At 65.3% G+C, this 14036-nt stretch carries 12 protein-coding genes; 10 read left to right on the top strand and 2 right to left on the bottom strand.

Annotation, left to right across the window (positions count from 1 at the left end; translation table 11 throughout):
* Position 1 precedes the first annotated feature (1 nt).
* The 8 genes from nuoL (at position 2) to ACE3TJ_RS00530 (ending at position 8939) form a co-directional block, all read left to right on the top strand.
* Positions 2 to 2044, top strand: a complete 2043-nt coding sequence (nuoL, locus tag ACE3TJ_RS00495) for an NADH-quinone oxidoreductase subunit L (RefSeq protein WP_374592786.1) — start codon at positions 2 to 4, stop codon at positions 2042 to 2044.
* Positions 2041 to 3600, top strand: a complete 1560-nt coding sequence (locus tag ACE3TJ_RS00500) for an NADH-quinone oxidoreductase subunit M (protein ID WP_374599246.1) — start codon at positions 2041 to 2043, stop codon at positions 3598 to 3600. The genes nuoL and ACE3TJ_RS00500 overlap by 4 nt, the downstream gene beginning before the upstream one ends.
* Positions 3600 to 5045 carry an NADH-quinone oxidoreductase subunit NuoN gene (nuoN, locus tag ACE3TJ_RS00505; RefSeq protein ID WP_374592788.1) on the top strand — a complete coding sequence of 482 codons (1446 nt, stop codon included), beginning with the start codon at positions 3600 to 3602 and terminating at the stop codon, positions 5043 to 5045. Before ACE3TJ_RS00500 ends, nuoN begins: the two co-directional genes overlap by 1 nt.
* The gene (locus ACE3TJ_RS00510; protein ID WP_374592790.1) at positions 5042 to 5752 is read left to right on the top strand and encodes a biotin--[acetyl-CoA-carboxylase] ligase; all 711 of its coding nucleotides are present in this window, start codon (positions 5042 to 5044) and stop codon (positions 5750 to 5752) included. The genes nuoN and ACE3TJ_RS00510 overlap by 4 nt, the downstream gene beginning before the upstream one ends.
* Positions 5752 to 6522 (top strand): type III pantothenate kinase, encoded by a 771-nt coding sequence (locus tag ACE3TJ_RS00515; protein WP_374592792.1) that lies wholly within the window; start codon positions 5752 to 5754, stop codon positions 6520 to 6522. Before ACE3TJ_RS00510 ends, ACE3TJ_RS00515 begins: the two co-directional genes overlap by 1 nt.
* Complete coding sequence (locus tag ACE3TJ_RS00520) at positions 6519 to 8168, top strand: ribonuclease J (protein WP_374592794.1); 1650 nt, start codon at positions 6519 to 6521, stop codon at positions 8166 to 8168. Before ACE3TJ_RS00515 ends, ACE3TJ_RS00520 begins: the two co-directional genes overlap by 4 nt.
* Before the next feature lie 4 nt (positions 8169 to 8172).
* The gene (locus ACE3TJ_RS00525; RefSeq protein WP_374592796.1) at positions 8173 to 8421 is read left to right on the top strand and encodes a DUF1467 family protein; all 249 of its coding nucleotides are present in this window, start codon (positions 8173 to 8175) and stop codon (positions 8419 to 8421) included.
* Positions 8422 to 8507: 86 nt separating this feature from the next.
* Positions 8508 to 8939 carry a hypothetical protein gene (locus tag ACE3TJ_RS00530; RefSeq protein ID WP_374592798.1) on the top strand — a complete coding sequence of 144 codons (432 nt, stop codon included), beginning with the start codon at positions 8508 to 8510 and terminating at the stop codon, positions 8937 to 8939.
* 9 nt (positions 8940 to 8948) lie between these two features.
* Here the strand turns inward: ACE3TJ_RS00530 and ACE3TJ_RS00535 are convergent, their stop codons facing one another.
* Positions 8949 to 11300 carry a hypothetical protein gene (locus ACE3TJ_RS00535; protein ID WP_374592800.1) on the bottom strand — a complete coding sequence of 784 codons (2352 nt, stop codon included), beginning with the start codon at positions 11298 to 11300 and terminating at the stop codon, positions 8949 to 8951.
* Between the two features lie 133 nt (positions 11301 to 11433).
* On the opposite strand from ACE3TJ_RS00535, the gene ACE3TJ_RS00540 reads away from it, so the two are divergent.
* A complete protein-coding gene (locus ACE3TJ_RS00540) occupies positions 11434 to 11742 on the top strand; it encodes an Hpt domain-containing protein (protein ID WP_374592802.1) in 309 nt (102 codons plus the stop codon).
* Here ACE3TJ_RS00540 and ACE3TJ_RS00545 read toward each other — a convergent pair.
* Positions 11731 to 12555 (bottom strand): CDP-alcohol phosphatidyltransferase family protein, encoded by an 825-nt coding sequence (locus ACE3TJ_RS00545; protein WP_374592804.1) that lies wholly within the window; start codon positions 12553 to 12555, stop codon positions 11731 to 11733. The genes ACE3TJ_RS00540 and ACE3TJ_RS00545 overlap by 12 nt on opposite strands.
* 89 nt (positions 12556 to 12644) lie before the next feature.
* On the opposite strand from ACE3TJ_RS00545, the gene ACE3TJ_RS00550 reads away from it, so the two are divergent.
* A complete protein-coding gene (locus ACE3TJ_RS00550) occupies positions 12645 to 14003 on the top strand; it encodes a CDP-alcohol phosphatidyltransferase family protein (RefSeq protein WP_374592806.1) in 1359 nt (452 codons plus the stop codon).
* Positions 14004 to 14036 lie beyond the last annotated feature (33 nt).

Here is a 14036-nt window from a genome sequence, read left to right on the forward strand (position 1 = left end):
CGTGCTTCACACTATCGTTTTCCTGCCGCTGCTGGCTGCGATCATCGCAGGCCTAGGCAACCGCGCCATCAGCAACACTGCCGCCAAGGCGATCACGACGGGCGGTCTTTTCATCGCCTGCGCGCTGTCGTGGGCGATCTTCATCCCCGTCCTCGCGGGCCAGCCCGTAGAGGGCCAGCCGGTGATGGAATGGTTCCGCTCCGGCGGGCTCGTCGTCGAATGGTCGCTCCGGCTCGATACGCTCACCGCCGTGATGCTCGTCGTCGTCACCACCGTGTCGGCGCTCGTGCACCTCTATTCGTGGGGGTACATGGCGGAAGATCCCGATCAGCCGCGCTTCTTCGCGTATCTGTCGCTGTTCACCTTCGCGATGCTCATGCTCGTGACGGCGGACAACCTCGTGCAGATGTTCTTCGGCTGGGAAGGCGTCGGCCTCGCGTCGTACCTCTTGATCGGTTTCTGGTATCACAAGCCCTCGGCAAACGCGGCCGCCGTGAAGGCGTTCGTCGTGAACCGCGTGGGCGACTTCGGCTTTTCTCTCGGCATCTTCGGCGTGTTCATGGTGTTCGGCACCACGGATATCGCGAACATCCTCGCGGCTGCACCGGGCTATCAGGGCTCGACGTTCGAATTCCTCGGCGCGCAGGTCGATACGATGACCGCGCTCTGCCTGCTGCTGTTCATCGGCGCGATGGGCAAGTCGGCGCAGCTCGGCCTCCACACCTGGCTGCCGGACGCGATGGAAGGCCCGACTCCCGTCTCCGCGCTGATCCACGCCGCCACCATGGTGACGGCGGGCGTGTTCATGGTCTGCCGCTTGTCGCCGCTCTTTGAAACGAGCGAAGTGGCGCTCACCGTGGTCACGTACGTGGGCGCGGCGACGGCGCTGTTCGCTGCGACCGTGGGTACCACGCAGCACGATATCAAGCGCGTGATCGCCTATTCGACCTGTTCGCAGCTCGGCTACATGTTCTTCGCGGCGGGCGTCGGCGCTTATGGCGCGGCGATGTTCCACCTGTTCACGCACGCTTTTTTCAAGGCGCTGCTGTTCCTCGGCGCGGGCTCGGTGATCCACGCGATGCACCACGAGCAGGACATGCGCTATTACGGCGGGCTGCGGAAACACATCCCGCTCACCTTCTGGGCGATGACGCTTGGCACGCTCGCCATCACGGGCGTCGGCATCATCGGCGTGTTCGGCTTCGCGGGCTTCTATTCGAAGGACGCGATCATCGAGAGCGCCTTCGCGGCGGGCACGCAGTCCGGCTACGTCGCCTTCGCGGTCGGCATCTTCGCGGCGCTGCTCACCAGCTTCTATTCGTGGCGCCTCGTGTTCCTCACCTTCTTCGGCAAGCCGCGCTGGTCGCAGAGCGAGCATATCCAGCATGCCGCGCACGGCAATCATGGGCATGACCATGCGCATGGTCACGATGACCATCATGCACCCGCGCACGATGATGGCACGCTCGGCTATCATCCGCACGAAAGCCCGGCGAGCATGTTGATCCCGCTCGGCGTCCTGTCCCTCGGCGCGGTGTTCGCGGGCTTCATCTTCCACCATGCGTTCATCGACCCGGAAGGCGGCGTGGCGTTCTGGAAGGGCGCGCTGGCGTTCGACGCGCACCTGGCTGAAGCCTCGCATCACGTGCCAATGTGGGTGAAGCTGTCGCCTGCCGCCGTCATGTTGCTTGGCCTCTTCATCGCTTGGAACAATTACCTTCGCGATCCGGCTGCGCCCGCGCGCTTCGTGGCGATGTTCCGCGGTCTTCACGCCTTCCTCTTCAACAAGTGGTACTTCGACGAGCTGTACGACACGATCTTCGTGCGTCCGGCAAAGTGGCTCGGCCGCTTCCTGTGGAAGAAGGGTGACGAGGGCACCATCGACCGCTTCGGGCCGAATGGCCTTGCGGGGCTGGTGATGAGCGGTGCAGGCGTCGCGCGGCGGCTGCAGACCGGCTACCTCTACACTTATGCGTTCGTGATGCTGATCGGCCTCGCCGCCGCGGCAGCGTGGTTCCTCCCGAAGATGCTGGGCGGCGAATAATGGGCTTTCCGATCCTTTCCCTGATGATCCTGCTGCCGCTTGTGGCAGCCACTCTGCTGCTGTTCGTTCCCGGCGACGAGAACGCGCGGGCGAATGCGGCGCGCTGGGGTGCGCTCGGCGTCACGCTTGTCGAGCTGGTGCTCGGTGTCGTCCTTTGGGCGCAGTTCGATGTCGGCTCGGCGAGTTTCCAGTATGCCGAAAGCCTGCCGCTGTTCGAGCCGTACTTCTCCTGGTCGCTCGGCATCGACGGTATCAGCCTGGTTCTGATCGCGCTCAGCGTGTTCCTGATGCCGATCTGCATCCTCGCGTCGTGGACCTCGATCGAAAAGCGCGTGCCGGAATACATGGCGGCGTTCCTGCTCATGGAAGCGCTGATGATCGGCGTCTTCGCGGCGACCGACCTGTTCCTGTTCTACGTCTTCTTCGAAGGCGGGCTCATTCCGATGTATCTCATCATCGGCATCTGGGGCGGCAAGGACCGGATTTACGCCAGCTACAAGTTCTTCCTCTACACGCTGCTCGGCTCGGTGCTGATGCTACTCGCCATGCTCTATATGGCGAGCGTCGCGGGCACGACCTCGATCCCGCAGCTGCTCGTCTACGACTTCGATCCGAAGGTGCAGACCTGGCTGTGGCTTGCGTTCTTCGCGAGCTTCGCGGTTAAGATGCCGATGTGGCCGGTGCACACCTGGCTTCCCGACGCGCACGTGCAGGCGCCGACGGCGGGTTCGGTTATCCTGGCGGGCGTGCTCCTGAAGATGGGCGGCTACGGTTTCATCCGCTTCTCGCTGCCGATGTTCCCGGCGGCCTCGGCAGAGCTGATGTGGATCGTCTTCGCGCTCTCCATGATCGCGGTCGTCGTCACGTCGCTCATCGCGCTCGCGCAGTCCGACATGAAGAAGCTCATCGCGTACTCGTCGGTGGCGCACATGGCGTTCGTCACCGTCGGCCTGTTCGGCTTCAACCAGCAGGCGATCGAAGGTTCGATCGTCGTGATGCTCAGCCACGGCCTCGTCTCGGGCGCGCTCTTCCTGTGCGTCGGCGTCGTCTACGATCGGCTGCACACGCGCGATATCGATGCCTATGGCGGCGTCGCCACGATCATGCCGCGCTATGCGATCCTGTTCATGCTGTTCACCATGGCCTCGGTCGGCCTTCCCGGCACCAGCGGGTTCATCGGCGAATTCCTCGTGATGATGGGCGCGTTCCGCACGTCCACCTTCGCGACCGCCGTGATCTGCACCGGCATCATCCTCGGCGCCGCGTACATGCTCTACCTCTACCGCAAGGTGATGTTCGGCGAGGCGACCAAGGATGAAGTGCGCGCGATGACCGATCTCAACGTACGCGAGATCCTGTGCCTCGCGCCCATCGCGGTCTTCGTGCTGTGGATGGGTATCGCGCCGAACGTGTTCATCGATCCGGTGCGCGCACCGGTCGCCGCGATCGTTGCCCGGCTCGAGCCGACCGCACCGCACCAGCAGACGGTTTCCGTCGTGAAGGCGGCTGCAGCCAAACCCCAGTCTGAGACACATACCCCGGCGGAGACCCACTGATGCAGCCGCTCGCGCAATCGCTCGGCATCGCCGCACCGGAAATCATTCTCGCGCTCGGCGCGATGGCGCTGCTGATGATCGGCACCTTCCGGGGTGATCGCAGCCTCGGTCTGCTGTCGTGGCTCGCTGTCGGCATCTATGCCGTCGCCGGTCTCTGCATGATCGACGATGCCCCGCGCGCGTTCGCCTTTGACGGCCTCTACGTCGCGGACCTGTTCTCGGACTATCTGAAAACTGTCGTTTACGGCGCTGCCGCCGTCTGCACCGTGATCGCGATCCCGTATCTGCGTCGCGCCCATTCCGACAAGTTCGAATACCCTGTGCTGCTGATGCTCGGGGCGCTCGGCATGGGCATGATGGTGTCGGCGAACGATCTTCTCTCGCTCTACGTCGGCCTCGAACTGCAGAGCCTTGCCGCCTACGTGCTCGCCGCGTTCCACCGCAGCGAGGCGAAGTCTTCGGAAGCGGGTCTCAAGTATTTCGTGCTCGGCGCGCTCGCGAGCGGCATCCTGCTCTACGGCATCAGCCTCATCTACGGCTTCGTCGGCAGCACGAACTTCGTCGCGCTCGGAACGCAGCTTGAAGGTTCGGCCTCGATCGGCGTCGTCTTCGGCCTCGTCTTCATCTTCGCCGGTCTCGCCTTCAAGATCAGCGCCGTGCCGTTCCACATGTGGACGCCGGACGTTTACGAAGGCGCGCCGACGCCAGTCGCTGCGTTCTTCGCCTCCGCCCCGAAAGTGGCCGCGATGGGCCTCCTTGTGCGCGTCGCGATTGAAGGCTTCGGCGGGCTGGCGGATGAATGGCGCCAGATCATCGCCTTCGCGGCGGTCGCTTCGATGATCCTCGGCGCTGTCGGCGCCATCGGGCAGACGAGCATCAAGCGCCTACTTGCCTATTCGTCGATCAACAACGTCGGTTTCGCTCTCATCGGCCTTGCCGCTGGGACGGAGCAGGGCATTGCGGGCGTGCTGTTCTACATGGGCATTTACGCAGCGATGACGGTGGGTTCGTTCCTCGTCGTCCTCGCGCTCCGCGACCCGGATGGTACGCCGGTGGACGACATGGCGCGCCTCGCAGGCCTCTCGAAGACGCGTCCCGGCCTTGCCGCGGCACTTGCCGTGTTCATGTTCAGCCTTGCCGGTATCCCGCCGATGCTCGGCTTCTGGCCGAAGTTCAGCGTGTTCAACGCCGCCATTGCAGCCGATATGTACGTGCTTGCGGTGATCGGCGTCGTCACGTCGGTGGTCGGCGCTTACTATTACCTGCGCGTCGTGAAGCTCGCCTACTTCGATGAGCCCGTAGGCACTCTCGCACCCGGCGAAAGCCGCGTGAACGGCATCGTGCTGACGGCGGCGGCCGTGTTCTGCTCGCCGGTCGGGATGCTTGCCATCGCACCGCTGGTGGCGTGGGCGACGGCGGCGGCGCGCATCATCGTCACCGGATGAATTTTCGCATCGTCGATCTCGCCGAAACCGGCAGCACGAACGACTGGATCGCCGAGCACCCGGAAAACGGGCTCTGGGTCCGCGCCGACCGCCAGACGGCAGGGCGCGGACGCCGCGCGCGAACGTGGACATCCGAAATCGGCAACCTCTTCACCAGCACCCTCGCCGCGCCTCAGCCGGGTGAGGGGCCTTCCCAGCAGCTTTCGTTCGTGGCGGCGAACGCGCTGCTCGAAACCGTCGCCCGCTGGGTCCCGCGTGACCGGCTGTCGCTCAAATGGCCGAACGATCTTCTGCTGGATGGCGTGAAGGTCGCGGGCATCCTGCTTGAAGGCCACACCCAGGGCGTCATCATCGGCATCGGCGTCAACCTCGCGCACTTCCCGGAAGGCACCGAGCGCCCCGCCACGAGCCTCGCCGCAGTGGGGATCGCACCGCCATCTGCGCGCGAAGCCTGCCGAACGCTGGCGGAGGCTTTCGCCGCGCACCGCCGCCGCTGGCGCGAGGAGGGCTTCGTCGCCACACGTGCGGACTGGCTCGCAGCCGCTGCCGGGCTCGGCAAACCCATCGTCGCCCGCCTGGGGAACGCAGACCTCACCGGCACGTTTGAAGGTCTGGCGGAAGACGGCGCGCTCCTTCTGCGCTTGCCGGACGGGGTGTTACGGCCCATTCACGCGGGCGAAGTTTTCACATTGGGGGATCGGCGCTGATGCTGCTCGCGATCGATGTCGGCAATACGAATACGATGTTCGCGGTCGTCGATAACGGCGAGATCGTCCACCGCTGGCGTATCTCCACGCAGGCGTCGCGCACGTCCGACGAATACATGGTCTGGCTCACCCAGCTCATGGAGATCGACGGCGTCGATCGGCAAAAGGTCCAGCGCGTGGTGATTTCCACCGTGGTCCCGACCACATTGTTCAACCTCGAACGCATGGCGCGGCGTGGCTTCGGTATTGATCCGCTTGTGGTCACCAAAGATCTGAACCTCGGTGTCGGCATCGAGGTCGCGCATCCCGAGCAGGTGGGCATGGACCGCCTCGTCAATTGCGTCGCCGTGGGCGATCGGCATGAAGGCGACTTCATCATCATCGACTTCGGCACGGCCACGACATTCGACATCTTCGTCGGCAATGCCTATACGGGCGGCATCATCGCGCCCGGTATAAACCTGTCGGCGGAGGCGCTTTACGTCGCCGCCGCGCAATTGCCGCGCGTTGCCGTCGCGCCGCCCAAGGGTGGCAAGGCGAAGGGCTACGACACGGTATCCGCCATGCAGTCGGGCATTTTCTTCGGTTATCTCGCGATGATCGAAGGGCTGGTCGCCCGCCTGAAGGCAGAGGCTGCCGGGCCGATGAAGGTTCTGGCAACGGGCGGGCTCGCCGTTCTGTTCGAGCCCTACACCAGCGTGATCGATGTCGTGGACGTCGATCTCACGGTGCGGGGCCTTACGATTATCGATGAAAGGAACAGGCGTTGAAGCCTGGAAAAGAACTGATCTTCCTGCCGCTCGGCGGCTCCGGGGAGATCGGCATGAACGTCAATCTCTATGGCTGCAACGGCAAGTGGATCATGGTCGATCTCGGCATGACCTTCGCCGATCCGAACCTGCCCGGCATCGAACTCGTGCTGCCCGACCTGTCCTTCATAGAGGATCGGCAGAAGGATCTGCTCGGCATCGTCCTCACGCACGGCCACGAGGATCATATCGGCGCGATCCCTTACCTGATCGGCGAGTTCGACGTGCCGCTCTACGCGACGCCGTTCACCGCGGGCCTCATCCGCAAGAAGCTGATCGAGGAAGGCATCGAGCGCGATGTCGAGCTGAATGTCGTGGAACTTGAAGGCGAGGTCGATCTCGGCCCGTTCAAGTGCCGTTACGTGCCGCTCGCGCATTCGATCCCCGAGGGCAATGCGCTCCTTATCGAAACGCCGTACGGCAAGATCTTCCACACCGGCGACTGGAAGCTCGACGAGGCACCGGTGCTGGGCGTGCCGTCCACCGCCGAGGAACTGACCGCGCTTGGCGACGAAGGCATCCTCGCGCTCGTCGGCGATTCCACGAACGTCTTCAACCCCGAAGCTTCGGGCAGCGAAACGGGTGTGCGTGAAGGGCTGGACAAGGTGATCGCCGGGCACAAGGGCAGGGTGCTCGTCACCACCTTCGCCTCGAACGCCGCGCGCCTGCATACGCTCGGCGAAGTCGCGAAGGACACGGGCCGCAAGCTCTGCGTCGTCGGACGTTCGCTCGATCGCATCCTCGAAGTCTCGAAGAGCGTCGGCTACCTCACCGATTTCCCGCCCACCGTGTCGCATGAAGAGGCGATGAAGGTGCCGCGCGACAAACTGCTCATCGTCTCCACGGGCGCGCAGGGCGAGGCGCGCGCAGCGCTCTCCCGCATCGCGGAGGGCGAGCATTCGCACATCAAGCTCGAACGCGGCGACCTCGTCGTCTATTCCTCGAAGCAGATCCCGGGCAACGAGATTTCCATAGGCCGCGTGCAGAACGCGCTTGCCGCGAAGGGCGTCGAGATCATCACCGATCGGCAGGCGCACGTTCACGTTTCCGGCCACCCCGGCGTGCCCGAGCTCGAAGCGATGTACGGCTGGATTCGCCCGCAGATTTCCATCCCCGTTCACGGCGAGCGCCGCCACATGGAAGAGCACGCGCGCCTCGCGCGCCGCTTCGGGGTGCAGGAAGCGGTCGTGCCGGTGAACGGCAGCGCCATCCGCCTCGCGCCCGGCAAGCCGCAGATCATCAGCCACGAACCCGTGGGCCGCCTCGTCCTCGACGGTGACGTCATTCTCCCCGCCGACGGCGCCACGATGCTCGCGCGCCGCCGCATGATGCACAACGGCCTCATCGCCGTGTTCGTCGTGATCGACGGCAAGAACCGCCTTGTCGCGCCGCCGCAGGTGCAGTCGCACGGCGTTCCGGTCGAAGATGATCGCGATGAGTTCATCAACGATTGCGTCTCGGCCGCGAGCGAAGCCGCCGCTAAGGCGCGCACCAACGGTGAGGACGCGCTTGCAGAGGCGATCCGCGTCGCCGTCCGCCGCACCGCACGGGACTGGACGGGCAAGAAGCCGATTACCGAAGTCACCGTCACAAGGATCAAGGGCTAAGTTGATGGGTTGGGGATCGATACTCGCGATCTATCTTCTGATCTGGACGGTCACGCTGTTCGCCGTGCTGCCGTTCGGCGTCCGCACCTCCGAGGAGGCGGGCGAGGACAAGGTGAAGGGCCAGGCCGACAGCGCGCCTGTGCGGCCGATGCTTGCGAAGAAGATGCTCTGGACGACGCTGATCTCCGCTGTCCTGATGGCAGGCGTCTGGTGGCTGAGTGAGGCGGGCTACCTCAACTTCATGCCGAACTGAGCCGCCCGGTAGCCGGCCGCGCCCGGTTGTTTTGACTTCGTAATGATGCAACACTCCGCGCGGGAAGCAGCGGAGGGCATGGCGACATGGCAAATCTCGTTCACGGAACTGCGAGTGCGATCAACCTGGGTTCGGACTATTCCTATGCCGCGACCGCTAACCACGGCCCGGTCGCGATCAAGAACCAACTCGTAAGCCTGCGTATCGACAACAAGCCTGTGCTGTTCAAGACGCGCACGCTGCCTTCGATCAGCGAAGGCGATCGTATCGCCGTCGTCGGCACGGACAAGAACGGAACGCTCGAAGCCGTGGCTCTACGCAACCTGACGACCGGGGCGGGCTATTACATGCCGACCGTGATGCCGATGGTGCTCGCGGCCGTACTCGTCGTCATCGGTCTGCCGCTCATCCCGTTTCTGGGCATCGGCCTGCTGTTCGTGGGTTTTGGGGGCTGGATTCTCTACAAGGGCTATTCGGCGCACACCGCGATCAACCAGCTCAAAGCCTTCCAGCCTTGATCTGAGCGCTCAGCGGAGGCGTTCGGTCGCCTGCGCCAGCGCCACGTAGAGCTTGCCGAGGTCGGACGACAGGAGCGTCATCGAGAGCGCATTGCCGTCCCGGTCCGCGTTGAAGCGGCGGAGCATCGCCTCGAAATCGTGGATGTAGCGGCGCACGCCGTCGCGGAACTCGGCGTCCTCGCTGTAGCGGCGGGTGACTTCCTTGGCATCGCGGCTGGTAAGGATCTGCACGGCGCGGCGCGAGAAGACGCCGCGCTCGCCCGCCAGATACTGCTTCCAGGCCGTCTCGGTGACCTCCGCCGAAAGCCCCTTGGCGATGTCGATAGAGGCGCTGTTGAGCGCTTCGACGAGCAGTTCGGATTGGCGGCCGATGTCCTTCCGGAGTGCAGCGTCGAGGTGTGCGTCCGCTTCGTTGACGCGGGTTTCGATCGCGGCGGCGGTCTCGGCGACCGACACCAGCTGGCGCGACAGGCGCTCGGCGGCCAGCTGCGCGGCGTCGGCACTGCGCGTACCGGCGGCTTCCAGCGCCTTGATCTGCGTTTCCACGGGCTCGATCGCGCTCTGACGCACAGCTTCGCGCGACGCCTTCGAAAGCGCCTCGCGCGCTTCCTCAACCACCGCTTCGAGCGCGGTCTTCACCGTGCCCGCCGTCTGCGCTGCAACCTCGCGCACGCGCCCAAGCGCGTCGATCAGCTGCGTCGTCGCGCTGAGCGCCGTGCTTTCCGCCGAGCGCTCGACGCCCGAGAGGATGCCCTGCGCGGCCTCGATCTCGCCGCGCACCTTGGCCACCACGGCTTCGAGGCTTTCGCGCTGGTCTTCGAGGCCATCGAGCAGTTCGTCGATCGCCTTCCGCCCAGCGGCGATCGGCGAATTGATCGCTGCGGCGCGCTCGGAGACGCGGTCGATGTCCTGCGACAGGTTCGTCACCGAACCGCGCAGCGCGTCGATGGCGCCGAGGCCCTTTTCGGCGCCTGCCGGCACGCCCTCGGCAAGTGAGGCGAGCGCCTGGTCTGTCGCCGCGCGTACCGAGGCGAGCGCGTCGCCGATCTCTTTCGCTGCGCCGCGCGTGGTGCCGAGCGGCGTCGAGAGCGAATCGATTTCACCGCGCACCTGCGCGATGCGCGCGGAAAGGCTGGCGAGGACACTTTCGCTCGAATTGGCGGCGTTGCCGAGCTTGGCGTCGAGCACGCTGAACCCGCGCTCGACGGTGTCGAGGAAGCCACGGCTGCCCGCGTCCTGCTCGCTGATGCGTTTGCTGAGTTCGGCGACATGTTCGGCAATGGCGGTGATCCGGCCCGCGATCGTCTCGATCGCGCGTCCGCCGATATCCTCAAGGTCGAGCGAGGTGCGCGAGATGGCAGCCGCGAGCGCCGCGGTCTGCGCTTCGACACCGGCGCGCGTCGCTTCCAGCGCCTCGCCAGTTTTGGCGAGTGCGGCGTCGCCGCTCGCTTCAAGCGCGGTCGCATAGGTGCCGAGACGGCTTTCTGCGTCGCCGGCGGAGGTGGCGATGGCGGAAATTACGCTGGTAAGGCTTGCGGTCGCGGCCTTGGCCTGCGCGCCCGCTTCCTCGCTGCGCGTCCACACCGCGGCGAGCAGGTCTTCGGTTTCCTGAAGCTGCGTGCGGGCATCCGTTGCGCTCGTGGCGAGCAGCCCGGCGATGCGGTTTACCTGGGCTTCTGCTTCAGGGAGGGCACTTGCAAGCGAATCGAAGCTGGCACGCGCCTTGTCGCTGCTCTCGGCGAGCGCGGCGGAGCTGGCGTCGATCGCGGCGCGGTCCTCGGCGAGTGTTCCGGCGAGCGTGCGTGTACGGTGCACGGCGGCATCGGTGGCGGTGACGAAACCCTCGACCTCTTCTGCGAACACCTTGCGCAGCCCTTCGACGCGCATGGTCACCGCCGCCAACACGGAATCGATGCTTTCAAGCTGCGTGCGCGTTTCGCGTGCGGTGAGCGCGAAGCGCTCCTCAGCAGCTTCGATTCGCGCCAGCATCTCGCGCTGCTGCCCCGGCCACACGCGCGCGGCGACAAGGGCGATCAGCCAGATCGCCGAAAGCGGCGCGGCGACACCACCAGCAACGCCCGCCCATTCGGTCAGCGTCAACGCACCGACGCCTGCCGAACCGGCGATTAGCCAAACGACGGCGGCGGCAAGCGCCAGCCACGCGAGCGAGGCGAGGGCGGCGAACAGCAGTACGCGGCTGGAAAATGTCGGCACGGCATCGTCCACGGCCTCGTCATCCATCTGGCGCAGACGCCTCATCGGTGCCGACGTATCCGGCTCTGCATCGGACATCGTGTTCTGCTGCCACGTGTAGTCCGGCGGAAGCTTTTCCGGAAACGACCGCCGACCGACTGGACTCATGGTGCACGACCCCCGTGAAACCTGTTGTGTGAAAACCCTCGCACCCCTGTCTATCACCGCCCGTGCGGACAGGACAGCCCGGCAATCTGCATTTGTCGACAGTTTGTTAACACTCGTCGCCGAACATGGCCGCATGAACCCCGAATCCGCCCCCGCTTTCCTGCCGCACCGCCTGCTCGAAATCACGGGTGGGGATACAGCATTGTTCGACGACCTGATGTCGGAATTCCGCGAGAATTTACCCGCCTATGCCGCCGAACTGCGTGCCGCGAAGGATCGCACGGGGTGGAAAGCTGCCGCACACCGCCTGAAAGGTGCGGCGCAGGCTATCGGCGCGGAGGCCATCGGCGCGATCGCACTGCTCGCCGAGCTGTCGGCGCCGGGCGACAGCGCACTCCTCGCGCGTCTCGACGCCGAGATCATGCGCTTCTCAAGCTTCTAGCAGCGCGGCCTCGCGTGCGCGGCGCGTACGCTCGATCAGAATCGCCGAGAGGCTGAGGCCAAGGATTTCCCAAAGCCAGTACCAGAGCGCGCTTCCCGCGAGGCACGCGATGAAGATCGCAAGCGTTCGCCCGCTCGCGCCGAGGATCGTGGCAGCCAGGAGAATAGGGCGTAATCTCTCCACGTAGCGCACACGCAGCGCCGGGTTCGCGCCAAGCGCAGTATCAAGCGCCTGCGCACCGGGCATCAATTTCGCCTGAAGCGCGTTGTAGCCGATCTCGAGAAAACCGCCGACGGCCGCACGTGGCACAAAGCCGGGCTGGCCTGCGCTTCGCCGGATGAATACCTCGCGCTGCAGTTCGTACCATGCCGCCTGCACGACGTGCGCGGCGCCCGCCGCAACCGCAAACGGCAGGCTGATGCCTATGCCAACTTCGTGTGCCGCCGCGAAAGCGAGGCTGAGATAAACGAGGATGAAGACGCTGTAGTCGCAGAAGCCGTCTAGGAAACGCCCGAACTCGCTGGTCCGCCCCGTGGCACGCGCGGTCATGCCGTCGAGCCCGTCGAAGACGTGCCACGCCAGCATCGCAGCGAATCCGGCAAGCGCCATCGCTGGGTTCTCGTAGTGGAAATAGGCCCATGCGGCGGCGAGGCCGAAGCCGATCCCGGCGATCGAAATGGCGTTCGGCGGAACATGGAGCCTCACCGCAACGGGCAGCAATGCACGCGACACCGGGTGAATGACCGCGATGTTCAGCGGCTCTTCTATGGCTCGCGGGCGTCCGCCGTCTGCTGTGTCGACTGTGGAATGCATCGTATGCGATGTGCGCCGGTCCGGGGAGAGTTGGCAAGTCCGCTTGCTTGCCCTTATGGTCCGCCATCCATTCAGACCCGGAGACGTCGATGGCGCTTGTGGCGCTGCTCTATGCCCATCATTTCAGCGCCGGGGCGGACGAACCGCTGGCCGCGCTCGGCATCACGGGAATCGCCTCGGTCGACCGGCAGATTCGCCAATGCCGTCGCGCGGGTGCGGAGCGCATCGTCGTGATGGTGGAACGCGTGACGCCTCGCCTCGCGGCTGCGCTCGATCGCGCGCGCCGGGCAACGCCCGGTATCGAGGTCGTCCACGGCGGAGACGGTGTTCGTGCCGCGATCCGCGAGGAAGACAACGTGCTTTCGCTCGACGAGGGGCTCGTCGCGGATGAACGCGCCATCGCCGCCGTCGCAGGCGCGACCGGCGAGGTCGTGCTCGGTGTCTGGATGGAGGCGGATGAGCGCCCGATCACGGCGGAGCGGATCGCCTCCGACCGGTTCTTCGCTGGGCTCGCGCGCTTTCCGGGGCGCCTTGTCCGCAGCGTCGCGGGTCGCCTTGGCGACTGGGATATGCAGGCGACGCTGGTGCGCTCGGCGCTGGGGGAGGGACCGCATACGCCTGTCGAGGTTGGGCGCGTCCCCGCGTACTGCCCGTCGCGGCGACGCGAAGTTCCGCTGCAATGGCGCCGCGCCATCGATACGGCTTCTGCCGACGCGGCCACTACCGAGGCTCTGGCCTCCGCGCAGAAAGGCATCCTCGATTGGCCGGCGCGCTTCATCCACCCGCCGGTCGAAAACCTGCTCACGCGTCTGCTGCTGCCGACGCCGCTCACGCCCAACATGATTTCCGTCGGCGTGTTCCTGCTTGGGCTCGCCGCGATGGCGGCGTTCGCACTCGGCCATCTGTGGGTAGGCCTCATACTTGCGCTCGTCATCGGGCCGCTTGACGGCGTGGACGGCAAGCTGGCCCGCACCCGCGTCGAGTTTTCGAAGTGGGGTGATCTTGAACATGTGGCGGACAAGGTCGTTGAGTACGGCTGGTTCGCGGCGCTCGCTTATTATTTCAATTCGGTCGGACACGGCGGCGCTTGGCCGCTTGCCGCGATCTGCGTGGGTTTCGCGCTCGCCGAAGCGGTGCAGGGCGAGTTCTTCCGCCGCTTCAGCGGCAAGCAGATCGACGACGCCGGCGAGTTCGAACGCCGCTTCCGGCTGGTCGCAGGCCGCCGCAACACGTTCTTCTGGAGCCTTTTGCCGTTTGCGGCGTTCGGCGCGTGGTATGCGGGCTTTGCGATGATCGCGGCGTACAGCGCGCTCACCTTCTTCGTCATGCAGGCGCGCTTCTTCGTTCGGCTTCAGGAATATGGCAGCGAAAACAGCGATCGGATCGCCGCGAACTTTGCAAAGACAGCCTACACATTCTTGCCCGATTCAGCTGGCAACGCTAAGTGATCGTCGTCAACCGCGCAGTAGACGCGTCTCAGG

The organism is Sphingosinicella sp., from assembly GCF_041916975.1.
Classification (GTDB): Bacteria; Pseudomonadota; Alphaproteobacteria; order Sphingomonadales; family Sphingomonadaceae; genus Sphingosinicella.

Excerpts from the sequence above, each read along its gene's own strand:
- nuoN (WP_374592788.1), top strand. The coding sequence starts at position 3,600 with ATGCAGCCGCTCGCGCAATCGCTCGGCATCGCCGCACCGGAAATCATT.
- ACE3TJ_RS00510 (WP_374592790.1), top strand. The coding sequence starts at position 5,042 with ATGAATTTTCGCATCGTCGATCTCGCCGAAACCGGCAGCACGAACGAC.
- ACE3TJ_RS00515 (WP_374592792.1), top strand. The coding sequence starts at position 5,752 with ATGCTGCTCGCGATCGATGTCGGCAATACGAATACGATGTTCGCGGTC.
- ACE3TJ_RS00525 (WP_374592796.1), top strand. The coding sequence starts at position 8,173 with ATGGGTTGGGGATCGATACTCGCGATCTATCTTCTGATCTGGACGGTC.
- ACE3TJ_RS00530 (WP_374592798.1), top strand. The coding sequence starts at position 8,508 with ATGGCAAATCTCGTTCACGGAACTGCGAGTGCGATCAACCTGGGTTCG.
- ACE3TJ_RS00535 (WP_374592800.1), bottom strand. The coding sequence starts at position 11,300 with ATGAGTCCAGTCGGTCGGCGGTCGTTTCCGGAAAAGCTTCCGCCGGAC.
- ACE3TJ_RS00540 (WP_374592802.1), top strand. The coding sequence starts at position 11,434 with ATGAACCCCGAATCCGCCCCCGCTTTCCTGCCGCACCGCCTGCTCGAA.
- ACE3TJ_RS00545 (WP_374592804.1), bottom strand. The coding sequence starts at position 12,555 with ATGCATTCCACAGTCGACACAGCAGACGGCGGACGCCCGCGAGCCATA.
- ACE3TJ_RS00550 (WP_374592806.1), top strand. The coding sequence starts at position 12,645 with ATGGCGCTTGTGGCGCTGCTCTATGCCCATCATTTCAGCGCCGGGGCG.